Here is a 24,813-nt window from a genome sequence, read left to right on the forward strand (position 1 = left end):
TCACGAATACCGTGATATGCAGGTCTTTTCGCCGTTGATCACGCCTGCGCGGAACGCGTCGACGCGGGCGAAGCCGCTGCGCACGGTGTTGCCCTGCACGTCGCTGGCCGCCAATCCGTCGGTGAGCAGGCCGGAGACCGCTTCGTCGAGATCGCCTGCGGCAAGGCCGATGTCGCCCTGCGAGGTCGGGCGGTTCGGTGCCGCGAGCTTGCCGGTGACCACGCCGGACAGGCAGGCCGCCCGCAGCCCGGTCTTCGGACCGATCAGGTCCTGGCCGTGGTTCTTCTGCACCGCGAGGGTATATCGGGAAATGAAAACGACGTAGCCGTTGTAGTCACCGGTCACCTTCAACGGCAGCGGGTCGTCGACATCCCAGTTCGAGGTGCCGCGCTGGGCGAGGGAGGGGATATCGGTGCCGATGGTGTTGGTGTCCGGGCAATAGCTGACCGGTTCGGTGGCGACACCGTTGGGGCAGTTGATCTTCGCACCGGAGTAGTCGTAAGTCGGCGACGGCTTGGTCGGCAGCAGCGCGCCGAGGGCCTTGCTGAGTTCGACCAGGGTGTCCTTGTTGATCTCGTATTCGCCGCGACCGGTGTCGCCGTTGAAATCCTTCGGCAACGAGCCGCGCCGTTGGTTGATCTCATCCATGTCGATGCGCTTGCAGCCCTTCGCGCCATCGGTGAAACCGGCCTGCACCGCGGTGACGCGTTCGAAGGCCGAGCCGTGCACGCTTTCCGGGTCGCTCGGGTCGGAGTCGCGGATGGCCACGGTGGCGGCGAGCACGTTGTTGAGGCCGTCGGTGGTGTCGATGGTGAAGTGCTTGGATTTGCCCTCGGCGACCGAGCGCATGAATGCGCCTGCGAAGCAGTCGGCCTGCTGTTCCTTCACGATCACCGGGTCTTTGGCACCGACCAGCCTGGCCATGGTCTGCACCGCGTGCCCGTACTCGTGCGCGAGCACCATGACCACGGCCATCTTGCCGAAGGTGTCGGTCATCGCGGGCAACAGCACGGAACGGTCCCAGCCGATGGAATTGTCCAATCGGCAGTAGGCCGCGTTCACCAGGTGAAAGGTGGTCTCCTTGCAGAATTCCCGCGCATCGCTGCGCGGCGCCTTCGCACTCCAGGACAGCAGCGTGTCGACCGGCTTGAAATCGCCGCTCTGGAATTCCTTGCCGAATTCGGCGTGCCAGTAGGTCTGGATGTCGTCGACGGCGTTGAGGGCCAGGGTGTCTTCGGGGCCGCCGTCGCCATTGGTGGCCTTGAGGGGGCTGTCCGGGACACCGTCGCGCGGGCCGCTCGGACCACTCGTGGTGGGCAGTCCCGCCACCTTGAACGGGTCGTCGTAAATGGAGACGGCGCGGCCGTCCACCAGCCTGGTGCAGCCCGCGACCAGCACCACAACGACCAAGACGGCGGTAATGATCGCCGTCGCACGGACTTTCGGCAAGGCTCCCCCTGAATCGGCCGGTATCGCGTTCATATCGTCGCCGGATCGGGGCAAAAGGCGCGTCGGGGGCACCGCCGATGTCCGGGTGATGGAATAGTATCCGCTGCATGTCTTCACCGGGGGCGCAGACCATCACCGTGCGCCATGATGGAAACGAACGAGTCTTCGATTCGAGCCAGCAGGTCACCATGGGCCGTGCGCCGGAGGTGACGCTTTTCGTCGACAGCCCGCTGGTTTCGCGGGTGCACGCGACGCTCGCTTGGCAGGGTAGCGCCTGGGTGCTGTCCGATAACGGAAGCACGAACGGCGTGTTCGTCGACGCGCGTCGGCTCGCCCAACCGGTGTCCATCGATCGGCCGACGCAGGTGCGGCTCGGTGACGCGATCAGTGGACCGTTGCTCCATCTATTGCCCGCCAATCCACAACCCCCGCAGCGCCCCTCGGCGCGACCGCCGCAGTCGGGGCAGCAGCCGATGTCGGGTCAGCGGCCCGCCCAGCAGTTCCAGCGCCCGGCCTATCAGCCGCCGCAGGACGCGCAGCCGCAGGTGAACGTCAATCTGACCACCCGTGCCGACACCTCGAACATGCCGCCGGTACGGGCGCGGGCCTCGACCGCGCCGATCGCCAGGGCCGATCGGCTGCCCGCGGGCGGCCTGACGATCGGGCGCACCACCGACAACCAGATCGTCGTCAACGATCCGCTGGCCTCGCGCAAGCACGCGCGCCTCATCGCGGCGGGCGACGGGCTGACCATCGAGGACCTCGGCTCGGCGAACGGCACCTTCGTCAACGGCCACCGCCAGCAGCAGGCGGTGCTGCGCGAGCGCGACATCATCACCATCGGCAACATCGACTTCGTTGTCCAGCAGGGCACTTTGGTGCTGCGGCAGAAGCCCGTGGCCGAGCAGGGTCTCGCGGTGCACGGGGTGGCGTTCACCGTCGAGGGCAACAAGCAGCTGCTGGTCGATGTGAACATGCAGGCCAGCCGGGGCACGCTGACCGCGCTGATCGGTCCGTCCGGCGCGGGCAAGTCGACGCTGTCCCGGTTGATCGCGGGCACCACCCAGCCCTCCGGCGGTGTGGTCACCTTCGAGGGCCGCAATCTGCACGCCGAGTACGAGGCGCTGCGCTCCCGGATCGGCATGGTGCCGCAGGACGACGTGCTGCACCGGCAGCTCACCGTGCGCCAGGCGCTCGGCTACGCGGCCGAGCTGCGGCTGCCGCCGGACAACAGCCGGGCCGACCGGCAACAGGTGATCGACGGTGTACTGAAAGAACTTTCGCTGACCGAGCACGCCGACACCAGGGTGGACCGGCTCTCCGGCGGTCAGCGCAAACGCGCGTCGGTCGCGCTGGAACTGCTCACCGGCCCCTCGCTGCTGATCCTGGACGAGCCGACCTCTGGTCTCGACCCGGCGCTGGACCGGCAGGTGATGGTGATGCTGCGCGAGCTGGCCGACGCGGGCCGCGTGGTGATCGTGGTGACCCACTCCATCGCCCACCTGGACATGTGCGACCAGGTGCTGCTGCTCGCGCCCGGCGGCAAGACCGCCTACTGCGGCAACCCCGCCGGAGTCGGCGCGGCGCTCGGCACCACCGACTGGGCGGAGATCTTCGCCAACGTGGCGGCCAACCCGGATCAGGCGTTCGCCGCCTACCGATCCAGGCAGGCGTTCGCGCCACCGCCACCACCGCCACCCCAGCAATACGGGTCCGCGGGCTCACCACCGCAATCCAGTGGCGGCAAACAGTTCTCGACGCTGTCGCGCCGGCAGATCCGGTTGATCCTGGCCGATCGCGGCTATCTGTCGTTCCTGGTGATCCTGCCGTTCATCCTCGGCGCGCTGTCGCTGGTGGTGCCGGGCAAGGACGGTTTCCAGCGCGGCGCGCTGAAGGCGTTGCCGGACGGCACCTTTGTGCCCACCGGCGGCGGCGAGACCCAGCAGCTGCTGGTCGTGCTGATCCTCGGCGCCTGCTTCATGGGATCCACCCTCACCGTGCGCGACCTGGTCGGCGAGCGCACCATCTTCCAACGCGAACGCGCGGTCGGGCTGCTGCCGTCGGCGTATCTGTCGGCGAAGATCGCGGTGTTCAGTTTCACCGCGCTGCTGCAGTCGGCGGTGCTGGTCGGCATCGTGCTCGCGGGCAAGAAGCGGCCGGACGAGGGCGCGGTGCTCGCCTCGGGGAGCGGGGAGCTCTACATCGACATCGCGTTGACCGCGGTGTGCTGTGTCGTTGTCGGCCTGCTGCTGTCGTCGCTGGCCAAGTCGAACGAGCAGGTGATGCCGCTGCTGGTGGTCGCCATCATGGTGCAGCTGGTGATGGCGGGCGGGCTGATCCCGGTCACCGGCCGGGTGGTGCTCGAGCAGGTGTCCTGGTTGTTCCCGGCGCGCTGGGGGTATGCGGCCGGTGCCTCGACGGTGAACATTCGTGAGGTGTTCCCCAACGCGCAGCCGGACACGTTGTGGCAGCACACGCCGGGCATCTGGGCACTGGACGTCGCCGTGCTGTTACTGATCACCCTGGTGCTCGCCGTCATCACCTGGCGGCGGCTGCGACTGAAGGCGTCGGCGGCGTGACGGGCGAGCGATTTTCCGGCCACTACCGGGGGCTCCGGACAAGAGCAAGCATCTCGGCCGCACACCAGGCACACTTATGCCTGTGACGGTGCGAGTAGGGGCGGTACATCTCGGCTGGGATGTGGTGTCCGTGGCCGCGGGTGGCGGTGGCACACCGATCCGCCCGGTCCAGGTGGAAGGTATGTGGACGCCGCCGGCGTATCTGCTGGCGGATTCGTCGGGGCGGTTACACACCGCGGGCGTGGATCGGCAGCGGCCGGACCTCGGCATGGCGATCGCGGACGTGCGTGACATCCTCGGGCATCCGCAGATCGTGGTGGCCGGGGCGACCTGGCCCGCGGAGCTGGTGTTCCGGGCCAGGATGTACAACCCGCTCGCCTCGATCGGTAAACACTTGCGCGGCAAGCCGGATCTGGTGGCGTTGCCGTTCCCGGACGGTTGGCCGGACGAGAAGGTCGAGGTGTACGCCGGTCTGGTGGAACAGCTCGACGTGACCGTCGAGCCGCTGCCGGAGAGCGTCGCGTTGTCCGGCTATGTGCGCGCGCTCGGGCTGGTGCACCCGCCGGACCAGGCCAGGCCGCACGGCATCGGCGCGACCGGTGTGTACTCCGACGGCCGGACCGTGCTGGTTGTCGCGGTGCACGGCGACGACGAGCAGCCGACCGAATCGGTCGACGTACCGGTGACCATGGAGTCGATGCGCGATGCCAGGTCTGCGGACAACGTGGTGATCGAGGTGATGGCCGCGGCCCGCTCGATCGGCGCGGACACGTCGACGGTGTTGCTGTCGGGCAACGTCTGCTTCAACGACGCGCTGCGGCTGGCCTTCCAGAACCACCTCGGCCACCGGTTGCAGGTCGCCGATCATCCGATGCACGCGCTCGTGCTCGGCGCGGCTCACCTGTTGGTGACCGATACCGAAGCAGCAGAGCCGGAGCCGTCGGGTCGGCATGCCGAGCCTGTACAGCCGCGGGTCGATCCCACCCAGTTCCAGGATCCGGGACCGCAGTACCGCGATCCGGCCGGGCACTACCGGGCGGAATCCGCACCGCAGCAGGCCGCGCCGGGGCAACGTCAGGCCGGCGCCGCACATCGGCAGGCCGAGTCCGCGCAGCGCCAAGCGGAGTCTTCACAGCGCCGAACGGACGTGCCACAACCCCATATGGATCCGTCTCCGCCGCGGACCGTGCCGCCCGTGCAGTACGGGCCCGGCTATCCGACGCAGGGCGAGGAACCGACGACCAGGATCACCCGCGACGAGGTGCCGCGGCTGCCACCGAATCTCGCCGAGCGCTTCACCCGCCCGCCGGGGCAGTATCCCGAGGAGCAGGGGCGAAGTGCGCCGCAGGGTGGGCCGCCGCCCGGTCAGACGTCCGGTGCGCGGTCGTACCAGGCGCCGCAGTCCGATGCCGAACCCGGGCGACACGGGTGGCGGGAGCCGGAGTCCGAGGACGACGACGAGGACCGGCCCCGCAAGGGGAAGCTGTGGAACAAGATGAAGGACAACCTGTTCGGGGCGCACACGGTGGTCGGCGCGCTGGCGCTGGCCGTGGTCGCGCTGCCGGGCGGCGGTGATCGGGTCGAGCTGACCGCGGCCGAGGTGACCCTGACGGCGGCACCCGCGCCGTCGTCCGCGGTCGACCCGATCGTGTGCCCGCTGACGCCGTATGTGACCAACGAGGTCAATCCGGGCATCTCGTCCGTGCGCGGTCTGTCGGCAGGCGGTGAACGCGACGACCGGGGGGCCTCGGACCAGGACTGTCGGCAGCCGGGCGTCGATACCCTGCGCTACCTGCTGCCCGGCCCGCGTCGCGCCGTCGATCCAGGGCCGCCGATCGAGATCTGACGCGATTTCGATCGTCGGATCGTGGCTGGTATTGTGGCTCGTTGGCGTATGGACGGCCGGGCAACCGGTCGTGCAATCGAATCCCGGGTCTCCACCGGCCGCCGGGAGCTTCGACCACATGCCTGGCCGGCAACACCGACTACAGACAGGGAAGCACTGTGCCTACGTACAGCCCCAAGGCTGGTGACGTCACCCGTCAGTGGTACGTCATCGACGCCACTGACGTAGTGCTCGGCCGTCTCGCCGTTCAAGCAGCGAACCTGCTGCGTGGCAAGACGAAGCCGACCTACGCACCGAACTTCGACGGTGGCGATTTCGTCATCATCATCAACGCCGACAAGGTCGCCATCAGCGGCAACAAGAAGGCGGACAAGCTGATCCACCACCACAGCGGGCACCCGGGCGGCCTCAAGTCGCGCACTGTCGGTCAGGTGTTGGAGAGCCGTCCGGACCGGCTCGTGGAGAAGGCCGTCAAGGGCATGATCCCGAAGAACAAGCTCGGCAACGCGATCGCGGGCAAGCTGAAGGTCTACGCAGGCCCGAACCACCCGCACGCCGCTCAGCAGCCCATTCCATTCGAGATCAAGCAGGTGGCCCAGTGACCGCTCCTGAGGAATTCAACGAGGAAGCCGTCGTCGAGGAATTCGACGCCGCCGAGGTTGTCGAGGACGGCGAAGGCTACGAAGAGGCCGAGGTCGCAGTCGAGACCTTCGCCCCGATCGTGATCGACCGCCCGGTGCAGACCGTCGGCCGTCGTAAGGAAGCCGTCGTTCGCGTGCGGATGGTGCCGGGCTCCGGCAACTTCGTGCTCAACGGCCGCACCATCGAGGATTACTTCCCGAACAAGGTGCACCAGCAGCTGGTCAAGTCGCCGCTGGTGACCGTCGAGCGGGCCGAGAACTTCGACATCATCGCCCTGCTGCACGGCGGCGGCCCGTCGGGACAGGCCGGCGCCCTGCGTCTGGCCATCGCCCGCGCGCTGATCGAGGTCACCCCGGACGACCGCCCCGCCCTCAAGCGGGCCGGCTTCCTGACGCGTGACCCGCGTGCCGTCGAGCGTAAGAAGTACGGTCTGAAGAAGGCGCGTAAGGCGCCGCAGTACTCGAAGCGCTGATTTTGGCCTCGCCGACCACCGTCATCCGGCACCCTGGAGGTGCCGGGGGCGGTACGGTCGGCGGGCAACCTGTACGAGAGCAGGCGTCCAGCACAGGCTGGTCGCCTGCTCTCGTGCTGTATCAGCCGCGGCGTTTCGGGTGCCCTTCGTGGCAACACCGGCTGTCGTCTTCGGACGCGCCGCGGATCCACCGATGAGGGGCTGAGTTATGGGACGTTTGTTCGGCACCGACGGAATCCGTGGGCTGGCCAACGAGTCGTTGAGTCCGGAACTAGCGCTGCGCGTTTCGGGCGCGGCCGCCCAGATTTTGAGCAGCGGCAAGGAGCGTCCCCTCGCGGTCGTCGGCCGCGACCCAAGGGCAAGCGGTGAGATGCTGGAGGCCGCGGTCACCGCGGGGCTGACCGCCGCCGGGGTGAACGTGCTCCAGGTCGGCGTGCTGCCGACACCCGCCGTCGCCTACCTCACCGGCCGCTACGACGCGTGCTTCGGCGTGATGATCTCCGCGTCACACAATCCCATGCCGGACAACGGCATCAAGATCTTCGCGGCGGGCGGGCACAAGCTCGACGACGCCATCGAGGACCGCATCGAGGCGCTGCTCGCCGAGGACAACGCGCTGCGACCGACCGGACGCGGCATCGGCCGGGTCGTCAACGCGTCCGGCGCGCGCGACCACGGGCAGGTGGTACCGGACCAGTACAGCGTCGCGGGCACCCACGAGCGGTATGTCGAGCATTTGGTCGAGGCGACCGGGCAGGACCTGTCCGGGCTGACCGTGGTGGTCGACTGCGCGCACGGCGCGGCGTCCGAGGTGGGGCCCGCCGCCTTCCGGGAGGCGGGCGCGACGGTGATCGCGATCAACGCCGAGCCGGACGGCCTCAATATCAACGACGGTTGCGGCTCAACGCATTTGGACACCGTGCAGCGGGCAGTGCGCGAGCACGGCGCCGATCTGGGGCTGGCCCTCGACGGTGACGCCGACCGGTGCCTCGCGGCCGATGCCGACGGCAATGTCGTCGACGGTGACGCGATCCTCGCGGTCCTCGCGCTCGACCTGCACGAGGCCGGTGAGCTGGCGAAGGACACCCTGGTCGGCACCGTGATGAGCAACCTCGGCCTGCATATCGCCATGCGAGAAGCTGGAATCACCTTGCTCACCACCGCCGTTGGTGACCGCTATGTGCTGGAGGAACTTCGCCGCGGCGGTTACACGCTGGGCGGCGAACAGTCCGGACACGTCATCTTCCCGAAGTTCGGCACCACCGGCGACGGCATCCTCACCGGGCTGAAGCTGATGGCCAGGATGGCGCGGACCCGGCGCAGCCTCGCCGAGCTGGCCGCCGTATTGCGAACGGTGCCACAGGTATTGGTGAACGTGCCGGTCAGCGACAAGTCGCTGGTCGCGGCGGCACCCGAAATCCGGGACGCGGTGCGGGAAGCCGAGCGCATCCTCGGCGACACCGGCCGAGTCCTGCTGCGGCCCAGCGGCACCGAGCAGCTGGTTCGCGTCATGGTGGAAGCCACCGATCCGGCTCAGGCCAGGCAGCTCGCCGACGACCTCGCCAAGCGCGTCGCGTCGGTCTGATCCGAGGGACCGCCTGGCGAGTTCTCAGCTCGTCAGGCGGTTTCGGTGAGCTTGCCGAAGTCCATGTGCCAGCGGCGGGTGGCCTGGATGGTGTCCAGCATGCGGCGGTCGTGGGTGACCAGCAGCAGTGTGCCGGTGAAGGATTCAACCGCCTGCTCGAGTTGTTCGATGGCCGGCAGGTCCAGATGGTTGGTCGGTTCGTCGAGCACGAGCAGGTTCACGCCGCGGGCCTGCAGCAGCGCGAGGGCGGCGCGGGTGCGTTCGCCGGGAGACAGGGTTTCGCAGGCGCGCAACGCATGTGAGCCGCGCAGGCCGAACTTGGCCAGCAGGGTACGAACCTCGGCGTCCGGCCAGTCCGGCATCTGCGCGCCGAAAGTATCGGCCAGCGAGGTGGTGCCACGAAACAGGCCGCGCGCCTGATCGACCTCGCCGACCTCCACCCCCGAGCCGAGCGTGGCGGATCCGGTGTGTGGCTTGATCTTTCCGAGCAGCAGCGCGAGCAGCGTGGACTTGCCGGAGCCGTTCGCGCCGGTCAGCACGATCCGGTCGGCGAAGTCGATCTGGGTGGTGATCGGGCCGAGGGTGAAATCGCCCTGGACGACCGTCGCGTCGGACAGCGTGGCCACCACCGACCCGCTGCGGGGCGCGGCGCCGATGGTCATCCGCAACTCCCACTCCTTGCGCGGCTCCTCGACCGCGTCGAGGCGTTCGATGCGACGTTGCGTCTGGCGGGCCTTGGCGGCCTGCTTTTCGGTCGACTCGGCGCGCATCTTTCGGCCCGCCTTGTCCGAGTCGACCTTCTTCGGGTCGCGGGCCTTGCGACGGGCGTTGCGCACACCGTGCTCGAGCCAGTTGCGCTGCATCTGCGCCCGCGCCTCCAGGCCCGCCTTGGTGTCGGCGAACTCCTCGTAGGCCTCGCGCGCGTGCTGGCGGGCGATCTCGCGTTCGGTCAGGTACGCCTCGTAGCCGCCGTCGTAGCTGCCGACCTGTTGCTGCGCCAGATCCAGCTCTACGATCCGATTCACGGTCAGCGCCAAGAACTCTCGGTCATGGCTGATCACCACCAGCGGCACCCGGACACCGGTGACGAACTGCTCCAGGCGGGCCAGGCCGTCCAGGTCCAGGTCGTTGGTCGGCTCGTCGAGCAGCAGAATGTCGAAGCGGGACAACAACACCGAGGCCAATCCCGCGCGCGCGGCCTGGCCGCCGGACAGGCCCGTCATCGGAGTATCCAGGCCATTGGGCAGACTGGCGGTCAGGCCGAGATCGGCGGCGACCTCCGCGGCACGCTGGTCGAGGTCGGCGCCGCCGAGTGCCAGCCAGCGCTCCAACGCGGGTGAATACTCGTCCTCGCCGCCGTCGGCGATGCGTTCCGCGGCGGCGTCCATGATTCGCTGCGCCTCGGTGACACCTGTTCGGCGGCCGAGGAATTCGAGCACCGTCTCGCCGGGCACCCGCTCGGGTTCCTGCGCGAGGTAGCCGACGGTGGCGTCGGGCGGGCTCAGCGTGATGGAGCCGGTGGGGGTGCGCCGGTCCGCGAGCATGCGCAGCAGCGTCGACTTGCCCGCGCCGTTCGCGCCGACCAGGCCGATCACGTCACCCGGTGCCAGGGTGAGATCGAGGTCGTCGAACAGGGTGCGTTCGCCGTGTCCCGCGGACAGTCCGCGCGCATGCAAAGTGGTACTCACGACTCCGCCTCGCTGGCGCTAGGCTCCGTAGTGTGCATAGGCACGCTGTGTCTTTGGTTCACTCGCTGACGCTCGCTCACGGTCCCAAGTCTGCCGTGTTCGCGCAGCCCACCCCCTACTCGGGGTAACACCCTGAACCAGGGTTGTAGGAAATCAGGGTCGGCATAGCTCCACGGACCGATGTGCCACGGCGTGCGGCTCGGCAGAGTGGAGTTCGAAGAGATCATCACCAGAGAGGAACATCATGACCGCGCCTACCCGCCGTTTCACCCGCTCCACCCACGACAAGTGGATCGCCGGAGTCTGTGGCGGCATCGCCGAATACCTCGGCTGGAATGCCAATGTCGTGCGCCTGCTGTTCGTGCTTTCCTGCCTGCTGCCCGGCCCGCAGTTCATCATCTACCTGGTGTTGTGGCTGCTGATGCCGAAGAAGTGAGGCCAGGGGGCTGCGTCGGGCTGCTGTGGATGTCAGGATGGAGCGATAGCGTTGTTGTCGGGTCTTTGGATGACAGCACCACGAGTCCTGCTGAGGAGGAGTAATGATCACCTCGGGTGAATTGCCGGGTCTGGAACTACCCGGCATCGACGCGTCCTCGTCGCTGGACGGCCTCGGTGCCGTCGAATTGCACCATCCCACCCAGGACATCGACGGTGACGGCACCCTCGACACCATCACCACCAACGGTGGCGACGCGATGCAGGTCTGGACCGATTACGATCACGACGGCTTCGCCGACCACGTCACGGTCGTCGAGAACGACGGCGACTACGCGGCGTGGGAATTCCACCGGCATCCCGACGGGTCCTCGGAGTGGGTACGCACCGACCACGGGAAAATCGGCACGTAGGTCGTCGCCGGCCGGTTGTTCCCACCGTGCCCGCCCAGTAGATTTTCCCCGGGGACGGCCTCGCGCTGGATTCGATGGAACCGAACGTCGTCGTGCCGCGTCGAAGGAAGTATGGGGACGCCCGGCGCCGACGTAAGTCCGGGGAGATCGTACGAGGCAGGGACGGAGGGGATCGCGTGACCGGATCCGAGTTGGTCGGCGTCAAGACGGGGGAGTTGGGGCGGCTCGGCAATGAGCTGAGCATGTCTGGGCATGCCGTGCGAGACCGCGCGAAGGACTTGACCCACACTATGTTCGGCCCGGCCCAAGCGGGCGAGCACTACGGCGATCAGGGGCGCAAGATTCAGGCCGGGCTCGAAAAGATCTACACGTGGCTCGGGAACTGGTCGGAGGCGACGCTGGCCATGGGAGAAGCGGTGGGGGCCTCCGTGGTGAAGGTCTCGAATACCGATGAACAGACCTCGTTCGATATCGATAAGATCGACAACGGTAACAAGGCATAGGGGCGGACATGGCTTTCAGTGTTCCCGCGAACGCGACCGTCAAACAGTATCTGGATATCGGGTCGCGCAGCCTCCTGTATTTCGAGAAGTTCGAACCGCGGTTCACGCGCGCATTTGGTAGCGACGCGCGCCCGTCGACTTACGAGCAGCTGCACAAGCGGTTCTACGAGCAGAACGGGATGGACGAGGGCAAGCTGCGCGAGGTCGCGACGATGCTGCAAGGAGTGCTGAACGGGGCGAACACGGAGCTGGATAAGCAGCGGACACAGTCGAACGCGCTCGGGAGCATTTGGCAAGGCGCGGCCGCCGATTCGGCCGCCATCATGCTGAACCAGCAGATCGATCGCGCGGGCACCGATTCGAAGGCTGCGGAGGAGGTGCGCAAGGCGATCGCCGCAGCGGGGGATGGGCTGTGCGCCGCAGTCAAGATCAAAGCCGAAGTGGTGCGCTATATCCTGGAGAATGGCGAAGATGTCAAAATCGCCGATAAGACCCCTGAGGATATCGATGACATTATCTCCGGTAGGAGTATTGCGGTCAGCAATGGTTGGCAGAGCGATAGTCTGCTGAACAAACTCGGTCGAATCTTTCCGGATCTGACCGGCGGATCCGATGCCTGGGCTGCGCGAAATATTCTAGGAATTCTGCCGGGTTCGGACTATCAGCAGCATATTCAGGATCGTTGCAGGCACTGGCTGGACAACGTATTCAAGCCTGACTATCTGGCCAAGGTGCAGAAGTTCACCGACGCCTGCACCCTGACCGATAAGGCTGTCACGAGCACCTACGACTCGATCATCAATTCGATGAACCTGATGACGGTCGCTGCCTACCCGCGTCCGGCGGGTGCCCCGGCTCCGGATAAGCCGAAGGAAACGACGCAGTCGCCACCGGGACCTCCCGGCCCGCCCGGACCTCCTGGTCCGCCCGGAAACCCCACGACCACCACCACTCCGGCGAGCACGGTGCCGAGCAACGTGCAGACGCCGAGCACCACACAGACACCGACGACGACCGTGCCGAGCACGACGAAGACCCCGTCGCTGGACGGACTCGCCTCGCTCAGCCAGGTGGCGAGTTCGTTGTCTCCGTTGACGTCCGGGCTCAGCTCGGCGGTCACCCAGGGACTCAGTTCGCTGACCGGCACCATCAAGAGCGGTGTCGAGGACGCGGTGAAGAAGATCGAGGAGAGCATCGATCCGACGAAGGCGGACAAGGACCACGACGGCAAACCGGACGGCAAAAAGGACGCCAAGGCCGCGGCCGAATTCGACGTCGCCGGTAAGCATCTGAAGTTCGAGATGGGGCCGGACGGTCAGCTGAAGCTGGTGATGTCCGATGCCGACGGGAAGCCGAAGGAGTTCAGCGTGAAGCTGGACGAGCACGGGATGCCGGTCATCTCGACGAACGAGCCGAAGACCGAGACTCCGTCCGCGCCGACCGGTGAAACGCCGAAACCTGGGCAGCCCGCGCCGAGCGCACCGGCGAAGGAAGAACCGGTGCACAAGGCGCCCGCGGCCGAGGAGAACGCAGGTCAACCGGCCGCGCCGACCGGCGCTCCGCCGAAAACGCAGCGCGAAGAAGACGGCGAACACAAGTCGAAACCCATGCCGGGGGAACAGCATCCGGACTTCGACAGCGGGGCGGAGCTGGCCGAGGCCGGTCCGCTGTGAGTGCGCTAGTCTGCGGCGTCCAGCACGAGGTGCCGGGCGTCGAAGGGGAGTCATGAATCGCAGCCTCAGCGCGGCCGGTGCGGATCGGGGAGAATCAGCGTCGTGAGTTATGCCGAGGAGATCGAGCGCGTCGCCGAGGAATGCCGCCGCCGCTCCGCGCTGTTACTGGACGAGTTCGAGGAGATCAATCGGCGCACCGCGGACACCAGCCGTGCCCTCGCCGAGACCTCGGCCGCCGAGATGCGCGAGTACTGGGCCGAGCACGCGGAAGAGATCGAAAAGGCACGCGCCGAAGCCGAAGAGCAGGAACGGCTGGCCACCGAGGCCCGCGAACAGCGCGAAGCCATCGCCCGCTCGATGGCCGCGCGCCGCGCGAACCGCGATGTCGCGCCCATCGATGACGAAGACGAGGAGGCGGCCTTCTATCAGCGCAAAAGCTGGCTGATCTGAACCATTAGCAGGGGGCCGCCATCGAGTCGAGTCATATGGTCGTTAAACCCTCGTCAACAGCGACCATATGACTCGACTCGATGACGCCAACGACCCTGTGGCACCAGCGACCGTGTGACTCGGCTCGATGACGCCATCGCCCCGTTGACTCGACTCGACGACACCATCGACCCTTTGACTCGGCTTGTTTTCCCCAGCTTCTTTCAACCGGGCCACAGTCAGTCCGCACGCTGGAACTCGAGCGTTGCCCATCACAGGCTGCGGAAGAGAAAGCCGGGGACCCTACCTGACGTGCTCAGTACTATCGGGTCATTCCCTTGGACGGGTGTACCTATCCGGGCAAGTGCACCTAGGGATTTCCCAAGGTGAGCAGCTCAATGAGCTGAAGACCGTTCCCCGTTTTCCTGTGAGTAGTGTGGGCGCGTCGTGTGCCGTACCCGGCTTTAGGTGCACGTCAGGCGCGCGGTGTCGCGTTGTGGAGGTGGTCATCGGGTTGTGGTTGCGTTACAAGCGCTTTGGGCAAGAGTGGGTGGTCGGTGGCGGTTTTGGTGGTCGATCAAGTCCTGTGAGGTGGTCGGTGGCGGTTTTGGTGGTCGATCAAGTCCTGTGAGGTGGTCGGTGGCGGTTTTGGTGGTCGATCAAGTCCTGTGAGGTAGTCGGTGCGGCTTTGGTGGTCGATCAGGCCCGCCGGGTGGTCCGGGGGGCGGTGTGCCCGAGGATCTGCACTCTGTCTCGGGATCTGCACTCGGAATAGGGCCCTAAAGTCTCAGTGCAGGTCCCGAGTGAGGGTGCGGATTCTGCTTTTGGCTGGGTGCGGTGGGGTGCCGGGCACTCGTGGCGGGTGCGGTACCCGGTTTCGACCACGGATCCGCGCCCTCTCTCGGAATCCGCCCGGCACTGGCACTAATCCGGGTGCACAACCCCGACACGGGGTGCGGATTCTGCTGCCCGCGTGGGGAATTGGAGGCCGCTCACTCTCTGTGTGACCTGCTCACCCGGTATACGAAGTGAGCGGGTCACACAAAGAGTGAGGGGTTCAGCGTAGGTCGTGTTGTACCCAGTTTCACCACAGATCCGTACTCTCGCTCGGGATCAGCACTCGGAATGGGGGCTCTAGAGTCGGTGCGGATCCCGAGTGGGGGTGCGGATTTGGTGGATGCTTGGGGGTGGGGAAGGGTTATCGGCGGAGGAGACCGGCTAGTTGGGTGATCTTCAGTTTGGGGGCGGGCTTGTCTTCCTTGGCCTCGGGATCGACGACGACCGTGTGCGGGATGTCCGCTTCCGGATCGGCGAAGGCTTGATAGGTCTTGTCGCCGGCAATCGTGGCGAGCAGGTAGCCCGCGAGCAGGGCTCGGGTGGTGCGGGCGGTTTTGGATTCGTGCTTGCCCGCGCCGACGGCGGCCAGCACCCGGCGACCCTCGATGATGCCGTTGTGTGAGGCGCCGTCGATCGCCCGGAACACCGAACGCCCGCCCCACGCGGTGGCGAGGGGGATGGCGTTGGAGCTGACCGAGGCCAGATCGGTGGCGCCGGCCAGGATCAGCGCGGGCGTGTCGAGGTCGGGCGCGAGGTTTTCGGCGGACGGTGCGGTCGGTGCGGGGAACAAGGCGGCGACCGCGGCGACCTGGCGTTGGGTCGCGGCGATGACGGCGGCGCCCGCGCCCATACCGTGGCCGATCAGCGCGAGCCGGTCGGGGTGCACGCTGATGGTGCCGTCACCGAGCCGCACACCCGTGCAGATGTCCAAGGTGGTGAGCAAGTCGGTGGCCAGGCCCAGGTGTGACGGAATCGGACCGCGCTCGGTATCGGGGGCGGCGGCGACAAAACCCCAGGACGCGAGGTGCTCGAGTAGGCCTCGGTAGTTGGCGGCGCCGGTCAGCCAGCCGTGCCCGAACGCGACGGCGGGCAGGTTGAGCCCCGATTCGGGCGTGAATACCACCCCCGGCTGCCCGGCGATGGCCAAATTGCCGCGCAGCACCCGATGGGGGCCGCGGCTGGTCAGGGTGCTCAGGAGTGATTTCACAGACGCCGACACGACGAGAACGTTATCCGATAAGTACTCTGGTGAGCCATGTGCGGAATCGTGGGGTACGTCGGATACCGGGACGCGCTCGGCGTTGTCGTTGACGCGTTGCGCCGCATGGAATATCGCGGCTACGACTCCGCGGGTGTGGCGATCGTCGATGGCGCTGGTGCGCTGGCAGTGGAACGCAAGGCGGGCAAGCTGGCGAATCTCGAGGCCGAGCTCGCCGAAATCGGGGTGGCGCGCTTCGCGGGCAGCACCGGAATGGGACATACGCGCTGGGCGACGCACGGCGCGCCGACCGACCGCAACGCGCATCCGCATCGGGACGACAGCGGCAAGGTCGCGGTCGTGCACAACGGGATCATCGAGAACTTCGCCCCGTTGCGCCGGGAACTGGAGGACGCGGGCGTCGAGCTGCGCAGCGACACCGACACCGAGGTCGCTGTGCACCTGGTGGCCAGGGCGTACGCCGAGGGACCTACGGCGGGTGACTTCGCGGCCAGTGCGCTCGCCGTGGTCCGCCGGTTGGAAGGCGCGTTCACGCTGGTCTTCACGCACGCCGATCACCCGGACTTGATCTTCGCGGCGCGTCGGTCGACGCCGCTGGTCATCGGTGTCGGCAAGGGCGAGATGTTCATCGCCTCGGACGTCACGGCGTTCATCGAGCACACCCGCGAGGCGGTCGAGCTCGGCCAGGACCAGGCCGTGGTGATCACTGCCGACGGCTACACGGTCACCGACTTCGCGGGCGACGACGCCGCCGCGCGGACCCGCCCGTTCACCATCGACTGGGATCTGGCCGCCGCCGAGAAGGGCGGCCACGACTACTTCATGCTCAAGGAGATCGAGGAGCAGCCCGCCGCGGTCGCGGACACCTTGATCGGGCATTTCAGCGTGGACTCCGACGGCGCGGGCCGGATCGTGCTGGACGAGCAGCGCCTCGCCGACCAGGAGCTGCGCGACTTCGACAAGGTCTTCGTGGTCGCCTGCGGCAGCGCCTACCACTCCGGGCTGCTGGCCAAGTATGCCATCGAGCACTGGACCAGGCTGCCCGTCGAGGTGGAGCTGGCCAGCGAATTCCGTTACCGCGACCCGGTATTGGATCGTTCGACGCTGGTCGTGGCGATCTCGCAGTCGGGCGAGACGGCCGACACGCTCGAGGCGGTGCGCCACGCCAAGGAGCAGAAGGCGCGCGTGCTCGCGATCTGCAATACCAATGGCGCGCAGATCCCGCGCGAGTCCGACGCGGTGCTCTACACCAGGGCGGGGCCGGAGATCGGCGTCGCCTCCACCAAGGCGTTCCTGGCTCAGGTGACCGCTAACTACCTGGTCGGGCTGGCCTTGGCGCAGGCGCGCGGCACCAAGTATCCGGACGAGGTGGCCCGCGAGTTCGCCGAGCTGGAGGCGATGCCGAAGCTGGTGGAACGGGTGCTGCAGACTGCGCCGCAGGTGCGGGCGATCGCGCGCGAACTGGCGCACGTGTCGACGGTGCTGTTCCTCGGCAGGCACGTCGGCTACCCGGTGGCGCTGGAGGGTGCGCTCAAGCTCAAGGAGCTGGCGTACATGCACGCCGAGGGTTTCGCGGCGGGCGAGCTCAAGCACGGCCCGATCGCGCTGATCGAGGACGGGCTGCCGGTGATCGTGGTGATGCCGTCGCCGAAGGGGCGCGCGGTGCTGCACTCCAAGCTGCTCAGCAACATTCGCGAGATCCAGGCGCGCGGCGCGCGCACCATCGTGATCGCCGAGGAGGGCGACGACACGGTCCGTCCGTTCGCCGACGACCTCATCGAGATCCCGTCGGCGCCGACGCTGTACCAGCCGCTGCTGTCGACGGTGCCGCTGCAGATCTTCGCCGCCGAAGTGGCGCAGGCCCGCGGTTACGACGTGGACAAGCCGCGCAACCTGGCCAAATCCGTCACCGTCGAATAACCACGGTCCCAACCCTTTAACGCACGCACCCCCGAACCGCTCAGCGATTCGGGGGTGCGTTGCGTCAGGGCGATGCTCAGCTTGCCCACAAGCCGGACAAGGCTGCGGCAAGGTGCGAGAACCGGCTCGATGATGTCCCGTTCGGCGCTGCCACTCGTGGCGCGAACCCAGCTGCGCTGAGGAGCGCCGTCGGGTTGGCTGTGCGGCTCGAGTCATGGGTGGGCGACGGCTATGCGGGGTTCGGTTGAGGCAGTGGGGGATTGGGTGCTCGTCCGGCGTTCCAGCGCACCGGACCAGACGGCCAGGGCGAGGGCGACGAGGACTAGCGCGACGCCGACCCAGTTGGGGGCGGTGTAGCCGAAGCCCGCCGCGATGACGACGCCGCCGAGCCAGGCGGAGATGGCGTTGCCGAGATTGAACGCACCGATGTTGACGGCTGAGGCCAAAGTCGGTGCGCCGGAAGCCTGGTCGAGCACGCGCTTCTGCAGCGGCGGGACAGTCGCGAAGCCGAGGGCGCCGATCAGCACGACGGTGATCGCGGCGGCGATCTTGTTGTGCGCGGTGAGGGTGAACAGCGCGAGCACCACGGCCAGGCCGCCGAGCGAAACGTAGAGCATCGGCATCAGGTGGCGGTCGGCGAACTTGCCACCGATCAGGTTGCCCGCGAAGAAGCCGACGCCGAACAGCACCAGCAGCCAGGTGACCGAGCTGTCCGCGAAACCGGTGACCTCGGTCATCATCGGCGCCAGATAGGTGATCGCCGCGAAGACGCCGCCGAAGCCGAGCACGGTCATCGCCATCGCGAGCAGCACCTGCGGGTTGCGGAAGACGGCGAGTTCGGTGCGCAGCCTGGCATCCTGCGGCGCGGGCTGCTCGGGCACCAGCATGGCGACGCCGACCAGGCCGATCAGGCCGACCAGCGCGACGATCAGGAAGGTGAGCCGCCAGCCGAATTGCTGGCCGAGCAGGGTGCCGAACGGCACGCCGACCATGGTGGCGACGGTGAGTCCGGTGAACATGATCGCGATCGCACCGGCGCGCTTGTCCGGGCGCACCACGGCACCCGCGACGACCGCGCCGATGCCGAAGAACGCGCCGTGCGCCAGCGAGGCGACGATCCGGCCGGTCAGCATCAGGCCGAAAGTGGGTGCGACAGCGGACAATACGTTGCCGGCCACCAGGAGCAGCAGCATGCCGAGCAGCATGTGTTTGCGGGAGACCCGCGTGCCGAGCCCGGTCATCACCGGCGCGCCGATCACCACGCCGAGCGCGTATCCGGTGACCAGCAGGCCCGCGGTGGGGATGGACACCGCGTAGGTGTCGGCGATGTCAGGGAGCAATCCCACGACGACGAATTCGGTGGTGCCGATTCCGAATGCCCCGAGCGTCAGGGCAAGGAGTGCGAGCGGCATGGGCGGAAGCCTCCAGTATCAGTTGCGCCTGAGCCTTACGGGCGTCAACAATAATTGCATACGCGTGATAATTGCAAGCGCGGGCTATTGCGATACTCATCTATCCTGGAGGGACAACCTCTACGCGGAAGGAACGCGATGACCGCGGATGCCGCCCTGACGGGCCTGGCCGATAGCTGGTACGCACTGTCGCTGCTGCACGATCGGATCGAGGCGCACATCGAACGGGCACTACAGGGCGGCCACGACCTGAGCGTCCGCGAGTACTCACTGCTGGTCGTGCTCAGCCGCCAGCACGATGGGCCGGGCGGCCACCTACGGATGAATCAGGTCGCCGAGGCGGTCGTGTTGAGCCAGAGCGCGACGACGCGCCTGGTCACCCGTCTAGAGGACCGCGGCCTACTTCAGCGCTACCTGTGCCCCGACGACCGTCGCGGCATCTACACCGACGTCACCCCGCCGGGTCTCACCCTGCTGGAACAGGCTCGCCCCACGCACGACGACGCCCTCTCCAGCGCATTGGGCCAAGCCGCCGCCGACCCCGAGCTGGCACCGCTGGTGGCGGCCGTCGAGGCCCTCAACACCAGTTCCGCGCGCAGCCCGCGCACCCGCCGATATCGGCCGGTCTGAATGGGTTACTGGACGGTGATGGTGCCGCGCATCTCCGGGTGCAGCGAGCAGAGGTAGCGGTAGGTGCCCGCGACGGTGAAGGTGTAGCTCCAGTCGCCCTTGTCGATGATGGGGCTGTTGAGGCCCATGGCCTTGTCGCCGATGCCCTGCACGGTGTGCGGCGCCTTGTCGGCGAAGTGCCAGGTGACGGTGTCGCCGGTCTTGACGGTGACGTCGGCGGGGGCGAACTTCATGTTGTTCACCTCGACGGTGATGGCGGCGGGCTTGGTGTCGCCTGCGGGCTGCGACGTCGTGGTGGTCGGATGCGGCCGCTTCGTGGTCGTCGCGGCCGAGCCGGCATCGCTACCGCCGCACCCGGCGACCAGCAGCGCCGCTGCCAGCGTGCATCCGATAACAACCTGTGTGGACCTTGCACGGGGCTTGACCATAGGCATGATCGCCAAGCGTAGTCTGCAGTCGTTGCGGGCTTGTACGGCACTATCGGCGCCGCTGAGCCGCGCGGTGACGCACAAGCAGTACCGAAAGTGGAGGATCGCTCATGTCCACGCAGCGGGGTTACTACACCGCCGACGAAGTACGCGAGGCCGAGGCCGAGCTGTTCACTCGAGTCCCGGACGGCGTCCCCATGCAGCGTGCGGCGCACGGTCTGGCCACCGTGGTGGCCGCCGAGCTGCGGGCGCGCACCGGCGGTGTCGCCGGGCGTTCGGTGACCCTGCTCGTCGGCTCCGGTGACAACGGCGGCGACGCGCTGTGGGCGGGATCGATGCTGCGTCGTCGCGGTATCGCGGTGACCGCGGTGCTGCTGAATCCGGCTCGCGCCCACGCGAAAGGTCTTGCGGCGCTGCGCAAGGCGGGTGGTCGGGTGTGTGACGAGATCGGCGATCCGGACTTGGTGATCGATGGCATCGTCGGCATTTCGGGGCGTGGTTCGTTGCGGCCGGACGCCGCCGAACTCGTTGCGGCGGTGCGCGTCCCGATCATTGCCGCGGATTTGCCGAGCGGGGTGGATCCGGATACCGGCGCGCTCACCGGTCCCGCCGTGCGGGCCGACGTCACCGTCGCGTTCGGTGCGTACAAGCCGGTGCATGTCCTTGCCGCGCCGCACTGCGGGCGAATCGAGCTGGTGCCCATCGGGTTACGTCTGCCCGAGCCGAATCTGGCTGCACTGGAACCCGCTTCGATCGGCGCGAGCTGGCCGGTGCCGAACGCGACCGACGACAAGTACTCCCAGGGCGTCACCGGCGTCTGCGCGGGCAGCGCCGAGTACCCAGGGGCGGGCGTGTTGTGCACCGGCGCCGCCGTCGCGGCGACCTCCGGCCTGGTCCGCTACGCCGGAACCGACGCCGCCGAGATCCTCGCTCATTTCCCGGAAGTCATTGCCACCGAGCACGTCTCGGAGGTGGGCCGGGTGCAGGCCTGGGTGTTCGGTCCCGGCGCGGGCACCGACGCCGAGGCGCACAAGCGGCTCGTCGAGATCCTCGCCACCGATCTGCCCGTCGTGGTGGACGCCGACGGTCTCACCATGCTCGCCGCCGAACCCGACCTGGTTCGTGGCCGCTCGGCCCCGACCGTATTGACCCCGCACGCAGGCGAATTCGCGCGCCTGACCGGAGTTGAGGTCGGCGACGATCGGGTGGCCGCGGTTCGCTCCCTCGCCGAGGACTGGCAGCTCACCGTCCTGCTGAAGGGCCGCGCCACCCTCATCGCCACCCCCGGCGCCCCGGTACTCGTCAACGAGGCAGGCGCGTCCTGGGCCGCCACCGCCGGCGCGGGCGACGTCCTCTCCGGCATCATCGGCGCCCTTCTCGCCGCAGGCCACAGCCCCGCCCAGGCCGCCGCGGCCGCCGCACGGGCCCACTCGCTCGCCGCCAATTTGGCTGCGCACGAAGGTCACCCCGAAGCCGCGCCGATCTCGGCAACCCCGTTGCTGGAGCACATCCGCCCGGCCATCCGAACCCTGCGTGCCCTCGGTCGCGCGGAATCCTGACGCGCCGGCCTGGTCCGGACCAGTGCGGCGCTCAGCCCTGTGCCCTCGATCACTCTGTCCGCCGGCTGCGGAGCTCCAGTGGCGCACCTCGGATAGACCTTCGCCGACGGTCGGGCCGCGTGGCGGCTCGTATGCCGCATACCGTCGCTGGTCTGGGAGTGTGTCCGTGCGCTGTGGGGCCCGCGATCGGCACTCAGCTCGTCGAGCCCGGTCATAAGACTGCTCGCCCCGGTGTGCCGCAGGACACGGCCGGGGCAACTCGCCGCAACCAGATATCCCCGCGCCAATAGACTTCACCGAGAACAATCGTGACGACCGACTTCGACAGCACATGGATACTTCGTCGGATACGGGCTGACCACAGTCCGTCGCGTCACTGCAGGCCGCCGACGCCACGGCATCCAGGTCTGGTTTGAAATACTCGGAGAGGCGGGCTGCGTGAACGCGCAAGTGGAGACGGTCATCGATCTGGATGCCATCGCTCACAACGTGCGCATTCTGCGCGAACTCGCGGGCGACGCCGCCGTCATGGCGGTCGTCAAGGCCGACGGCTACAACCACGGTGCCGTCGAGGTCGGCAAGGCGGCACTGGCTGCGGGCGCCGCCGAGCTGGGCGTGACCACGATCGACGAGGCCGTGCAGCTGCGCGAGGCCGGGATCACCGCACCGATCTTGAGCTGGCTCAACGACTCCGACGCGGACTATGCCGCCGCGATCGCCGCCGACGTCGAGATCGGCGTCTCCTCGCTCAGCCAGCTGCGCGCGGTGGAAGCGGCGGCCAGGAGCACGGGGCGGACCCCGACGGTCACCCTCAAGGTGGATACCGGGCTCAACCGAAACGGCCTGTCGACGGCGGAATACCCGCAGGCCCTCGCGGAACTGCGGGCCCTCGTCGACGAGCAGGCGGTGCGCTTCCGGGCGATCTTCTCCCACCTCGCCCGCGGCGACGAACCCGCGCACCCGACCAATGACCTGCAGCGCGACCGCTTCCTGGACGCCATCGCCGCCGCCAAGGAGCACGGCCTGGAACCGGAACTGGTGCACCTGGCCAACTCACCGGCCACGCTGACCCGCCCCGACCTCGCCTTCGACCTGGTCCGCCCCGGCATCGCGGTGTACGGGCTCTCCCCGGTACCCGACCTCGGCGACTTCGGACTGCGCCCGGCGATGACCTTCCAGGCCCGCGTCGTTCAGGTCAAGCAGGTCGCGGCCGGTGCGGGCGTCTCCTACGGGCACACCTGGATCGCCCCGCGCGACACCACGGTCGCGCTCATCCCCGCAGGCTATGCCGACGGCGTATTCCGGCCGCTGAGTGGACGTTTCGAGGTGTGGCTCGGCGGCGCGCGGCGCCCGAACGTCGGCCGGGTCTGTATGGACCAATTCGTCGTCGACCTCGGCGACAACGCCGCGAACGTCCGCGAGGGCGACGTCGCGGTGATGTTCGGCGGCGGCCGCGGCGAACCACGGGCCGAGGACTGGGCGGCCCAGCTCGACTCCCTCAACTACGAGGTGGTCTGCGCGCCACGCGGCCGAGCGGTCCGCCGCTACGTGGGCGGTGCCCGGTGAGACGGTCCCGGACCACCGCGGTGCGCGGCGGCTTGGCCACTGCGGGAGTGATCGGCGCCCTGGCCGGAGTACACGCGCTGCGTCGCGCGGGCGCCCGCGTGCTCTGGCCGGCCCGCCGCGACGAATACCGGGACGAGAACTTCGATCTCATCGAAGAGGACCGGGCCGGCGCGGTGCTCACCGAGGACGGCGTGCGGCTGGCCACCCGCGAATGCGGACCGGCGGACGCGCCGGTCACGGTGATCTTCGTGCACGGCTTCTGTAACACCATGGAGTCCTTTCACTTTCAGCGCCGCGACCTCGAAAAGCGCTGGGGTGCAGGCGCGCGCCTGGTGCTGTTCGACCTACGCGGGCACGGCCGCTCTGGCACGCCGGAGACCGACAGCTGCACCGTCGCCCAGCTCGGCCGCGACCTCGCCACGGTGATCACGGCGAGCGCGCCGAAGGGGCAGGTGGTGCTGGTCGGTCATTCGCTGGGCGGGATGGCGGTGCTCGCCGCCGCGGCGCAGTTCCCGGATCTGTTCGCGGACAAGGTGATCGGGGTCGCGCTGCTCTCCACGGCGGCCGCCGAGGTCACCGCCGCGGGCATCACCCAGCTGCTGCGCAACCCGGCGATCGACGGGTTCCGGATGGCCGTGGCCACCGCGCCCGCGCTGGTCCAGGCGGGCAGGTCCACGGCGCGGCATGTGATCACGCCGATCCTGCACGTCAGCTCGTATCACGGTCAGGTGAGTCCCACCCTGTCCCGGTTCACCACCATGATGATCGATCGGACCCCGGTCGAGACCATCGTGAAATTCCTGAAAGCCATCGAGCTGCACGATGAATCGGCCGCGCTGCCCACCCTCGCGCACCTGCCGGTACTTGTCCTCGGTGGCACCAACGACCTGGTGATCCCGTTCCGCAATTCGCGCGCGCTGTCGCACGAGCTGCCGAGCAGTGAGTTGATCCGGCTTGTCGGTGCCGCGCACATGGCGCACCTGCAGTACCCGGATATCGTCAACGACGCACTCGATCGATTGCTCGTGCGCGCCGGCGTGCGCGAACCGACCCAGGCTTCGGAGGTGACCAGTGGCTGACCGGCAGCAGCGGATCCTGCCCACCGTCGCCGACACCGAGGCGCTCGGCCGTGAGCTGGCCGCCGGGCTCGGCGCGGGCGACCTGGTGGTGCTCGACGGCCCGCTCGGCGCGGGCAAGACCGCGCTCACCAGAGGCATCGCCGCCGGCCTCGGCGTGCAGGGCCGGGTCAGCTCGCCGACCTTCATCATCGCCCGCCAGCATCGGGCGGGCGAGGGTGACGGCGCGGTGCCGCTGGTGCACGTGGACGCCTATCGACTCGGCGGCGATCTGGACGAGTTGGATGCCCTCGACCTCGACACCGATCTGCATCAGGCGGTGGTCGTGGTGGAGTGGGGCCGCGGCGTGGTGGAACACCTGACCGATCGACACCTGCGGGTGCTGCTTTCGCGCGAACCGGATTCGGACGTGCGCACCGCCGAATGGGAATGGGTCGATTAACTACTCGGTA

The 24,813-nt window shown here is 67.9% G+C and carries 21 protein-coding genes; 16 read left to right on the plus strand and 5 right to left on the minus strand.

The window, feature by feature from the left end:
- Window positions 1-1,449 carry a metallopeptidase gene (locus ABZ942_RS26300; RefSeq protein WP_357386359.1) on the minus strand — a complete coding sequence of 483 codons (1,449 nt, stop codon included), beginning with the start codon at window positions 1,447-1,449 and terminating at the stop codon, window positions 1-3.
- Between the two features lie 107 nt (window positions 1,450-1,556).
- Between ABZ942_RS26300 and ABZ942_RS26305 the strand changes: the two genes are divergently transcribed.
- The 5 genes from ABZ942_RS26305 to glmM all read left to right on the plus strand — a co-directional run bounded on the left by ABZ942_RS26305 (window position 1,557) and on the right by glmM (window position 8,573).
- Window positions 1,557-4,028, plus strand: a complete 2,472-nt coding sequence (locus ABZ942_RS26305) for an FHA domain-containing protein (RefSeq protein WP_357386360.1) — start codon at window positions 1,557-1,559, stop codon at window positions 4,026-4,028.
- Window positions 4,029-4,104: 76 nt separating this feature from the next.
- Window positions 4,105-5,874, plus strand: coding sequence for a hypothetical protein (locus ABZ942_RS26310; protein WP_357386362.1), 1,770 nt, complete (start codon window positions 4,105-4,107; stop codon window positions 5,872-5,874).
- 158 nt (window positions 5,875-6,032) lie between these two features.
- Window positions 6,033-6,476: a 50S ribosomal protein L13 gene (gene rplM / locus ABZ942_RS26315; protein ID WP_107654232.1), complete on the plus strand. Its 444-nt coding sequence runs from the start codon at window positions 6,033-6,035 to the stop codon at window positions 6,474-6,476.
- Window positions 6,473-6,988, plus strand: coding sequence for a 30S ribosomal protein S9 (gene rpsI, locus ABZ942_RS26320; protein WP_357386364.1), 516 nt, complete (start codon window positions 6,473-6,475; stop codon window positions 6,986-6,988). The genes rplM and rpsI overlap by 4 nt, the downstream gene beginning before the upstream one ends.
- Before the next feature lie 208 nt (window positions 6,989-7,196).
- On the plus strand, window positions 7,197-8,573 hold the full coding sequence (gene glmM / locus ABZ942_RS26325; protein WP_357386366.1) for a phosphoglucosamine mutase: 1,377 nt from the start codon (window positions 7,197-7,199) through the stop codon (window positions 8,571-8,573).
- A 32-nt stretch (window positions 8,574-8,605) separates the two neighbouring features.
- Here glmM and ABZ942_RS26330 read toward each other — a convergent pair whose 3' ends face one another.
- Window positions 8,606-10,261 carry an ABC-F family ATP-binding cassette domain-containing protein gene (locus ABZ942_RS26330; protein WP_357386369.1) on the minus strand — a complete coding sequence of 552 codons (1,656 nt, stop codon included), beginning with the start codon at window positions 10,259-10,261 and terminating at the stop codon, window positions 8,606-8,608.
- A gap of 244 nt (window positions 10,262-10,505) precedes the next feature.
- Between ABZ942_RS26330 and ABZ942_RS26335 the strand changes: the two genes are divergently transcribed.
- The 5 genes from ABZ942_RS26335 (at window position 10,506) to ABZ942_RS26355 (ending at window position 13,735) form a co-directional block, all read left to right on the plus strand.
- Window positions 10,506-10,697: a PspC domain-containing protein gene (locus tag ABZ942_RS26335; protein WP_357386371.1), complete on the plus strand. Its 192-nt coding sequence runs from the start codon at window positions 10,506-10,508 to the stop codon at window positions 10,695-10,697.
- A 103-nt stretch (window positions 10,698-10,800) separates the two neighbouring features.
- Complete coding sequence (locus ABZ942_RS26340; RefSeq protein WP_357386373.1) at window positions 10,801-11,109, plus strand: DUF6802 family protein; 309 nt, start codon at window positions 10,801-10,803, stop codon at window positions 11,107-11,109.
- 176 nt (window positions 11,110-11,285) lie between these two features.
- Complete coding sequence (locus ABZ942_RS26345; RefSeq protein WP_357386375.1) at window positions 11,286-11,612, plus strand: hypothetical protein; 327 nt, start codon at window positions 11,286-11,288, stop codon at window positions 11,610-11,612.
- An 8-nt stretch (window positions 11,613-11,620) separates the two neighbouring features.
- Window positions 11,621-13,285 (plus strand): hypothetical protein, encoded by a 1,665-nt coding sequence (locus ABZ942_RS26350; RefSeq protein ID WP_357386377.1) that lies wholly within the window; start codon window positions 11,621-11,623, stop codon window positions 13,283-13,285.
- 102 nt (window positions 13,286-13,387) lie between these two features.
- A complete protein-coding gene (locus ABZ942_RS26355) occupies window positions 13,388-13,735 on the plus strand; it encodes a hypothetical protein (RefSeq protein WP_357386379.1) in 348 nt (115 codons plus the stop codon).
- Window positions 13,736-14,912: 1,177 nt separating this feature from the next.
- On the opposite strand, the gene ABZ942_RS26360 is transcribed toward ABZ942_RS26355, so the two are convergent.
- Window positions 14,913-15,770, minus strand: a complete 858-nt coding sequence (locus tag ABZ942_RS26360; protein WP_357386381.1) for a dienelactone hydrolase family protein — start codon at window positions 15,768-15,770, stop codon at window positions 14,913-14,915.
- 36 nt (window positions 15,771-15,806) lie between these two features.
- Between ABZ942_RS26360 and glmS the strand changes: the two genes are divergently transcribed.
- Window positions 15,807-17,690, plus strand: a complete 1,884-nt coding sequence (gene glmS / locus ABZ942_RS26365; protein ID WP_357386383.1) for a glutamine--fructose-6-phosphate transaminase (isomerizing) — start codon at window positions 15,807-15,809, stop codon at window positions 17,688-17,690.
- 212 nt (window positions 17,691-17,902) lie between these two features.
- On the opposite strand, the gene ABZ942_RS26370 is transcribed toward glmS, so the two are convergent.
- A complete protein-coding gene (locus tag ABZ942_RS26370) occupies window positions 17,903-19,102 on the minus strand; it encodes an MFS transporter (RefSeq protein WP_357386385.1) in 1,200 nt (399 codons plus the stop codon).
- A 138-nt stretch (window positions 19,103-19,240) separates the two neighbouring features.
- Here ABZ942_RS26370 and ABZ942_RS26375 point away from each other — a divergent pair, with 138 nt between their 5' ends.
- The gene (locus tag ABZ942_RS26375; protein ID WP_357386387.1) at window positions 19,241-19,732 is read left to right on the plus strand and encodes a MarR family transcriptional regulator; all 492 of its coding nucleotides are present in this window, start codon (window positions 19,241-19,243) and stop codon (window positions 19,730-19,732) included.
- A 5-nt stretch (window positions 19,733-19,737) separates the two neighbouring features.
- Here the strand turns inward: ABZ942_RS26375 and ABZ942_RS26380 are convergent, their stop codons facing one another.
- Window positions 19,738-20,166 carry a plastocyanin/azurin family copper-binding protein gene (locus ABZ942_RS26380; protein ID WP_357386388.1) on the minus strand — a complete coding sequence of 143 codons (429 nt, stop codon included), beginning with the start codon at window positions 20,164-20,166 and terminating at the stop codon, window positions 19,738-19,740.
- 104 nt (window positions 20,167-20,270) lie between these two features.
- On the opposite strand from ABZ942_RS26380, the gene ABZ942_RS26385 reads away from it, so the two are divergent.
- The 4 genes from ABZ942_RS26385 to tsaE all read left to right on the plus strand — a co-directional run bounded on the left by ABZ942_RS26385 (window position 20,271) and on the right by tsaE (window position 24,803).
- On the plus strand, window positions 20,271-21,719 hold the full coding sequence (locus tag ABZ942_RS26385; RefSeq protein ID WP_357386389.1) for an NAD(P)H-hydrate dehydratase: 1,449 nt from the start codon (window positions 20,271-20,273) through the stop codon (window positions 21,717-21,719).
- Window positions 21,720-22,157: 438 nt separating this feature from the next.
- Window positions 22,158-23,285, plus strand: a complete 1,128-nt coding sequence (gene alr, locus ABZ942_RS26390) for an alanine racemase (protein ID WP_357386391.1) — start codon at window positions 22,158-22,160, stop codon at window positions 23,283-23,285.
- A complete protein-coding gene (locus ABZ942_RS26395; RefSeq protein WP_357386393.1) occupies window positions 23,282-24,364 on the plus strand; it encodes an alpha/beta hydrolase in 1,083 nt (360 codons plus the stop codon). The genes alr and ABZ942_RS26395 overlap by 4 nt, the downstream gene beginning before the upstream one ends.
- Entirely contained in the window at window positions 24,357-24,803 is a 447-nt protein-coding gene (gene tsaE / locus ABZ942_RS26400) for a tRNA (adenosine(37)-N6)-threonylcarbamoyltransferase complex ATPase subunit type 1 TsaE (RefSeq protein WP_194834129.1), read from the plus strand. The genes ABZ942_RS26395 and tsaE overlap by 8 nt, the downstream gene beginning before the upstream one ends.
- The last annotated feature ends 10 nt before the right edge of the window (window positions 24,804-24,813 follow it).

This window comes from Nocardia sp. NPDC046473 (assembly GCF_040645995.1).
Classification (GTDB): Bacteria; Actinomycetota; Actinomycetes; order Mycobacteriales; family Mycobacteriaceae; genus Nocardia.